Source organism: Neisseria benedictiae (genome assembly GCF_958267435.1).
GTDB lineage: Bacteria > Pseudomonadota > Gammaproteobacteria > Burkholderiales > Neisseriaceae > Neisseria > Neisseria bergeri.
The window spans coordinates 1-428 of sequence record NZ_CATQFV010000069.1 but is presented as its reverse complement, the minus strand read 5'-3'; the positions used below and the strand labels follow the sequence as shown (position 1 = coordinate 428).

Below are 428 nucleotides of genomic sequence, written 5' to 3'. Positions count from 1 at the left end.
ACCCCTTCCGTTTCCGCCTGACTGCCCTTGACGAAGTAAGTATGCCAATCGGCAACGGTCAGATTGTAGGCTTTGAGCGGTGTTGGTTTGACAATGATGTTGCGGACAGTTTGGGTTTTGCCGCTTTCGGCAAACAGCCTGCTTCCCACTTTCAAATCTTCCGCTTTAATCCATTTGCCGCCCGAATAAAACGGATGGATGCGGTTGGAAATCAGGGTTTGGTTGTTGCCGATGCCGTCTGAAATTTCAATGTAAACGGTTTCTTGATACGGATTGCCGTATCGGGCGGTAACAGGTTTGTATCCCGTTACCCCGCTTGCCTCGTCCTTGGAAAGGACGCGGTCTCCGGCTTGAATATGGGCGATGGCTTTGTAGCCGTCTGCCGTTTTGACCAAGGTGCTGCCGTGGAAGGAGCAGGTGTAGGATTT

The 428-nt window shown here is 51.6% G+C and carries 1 protein-coding gene; it reads right to left on the bottom strand.

The features are described 5' to 3' along the window. A partial coding sequence (locus Q3O12_RS09125) for an HINT domain-containing protein (protein ID WP_301670166.1) occupies positions 1–428 on the bottom strand: 428 nt, incomplete at both ends.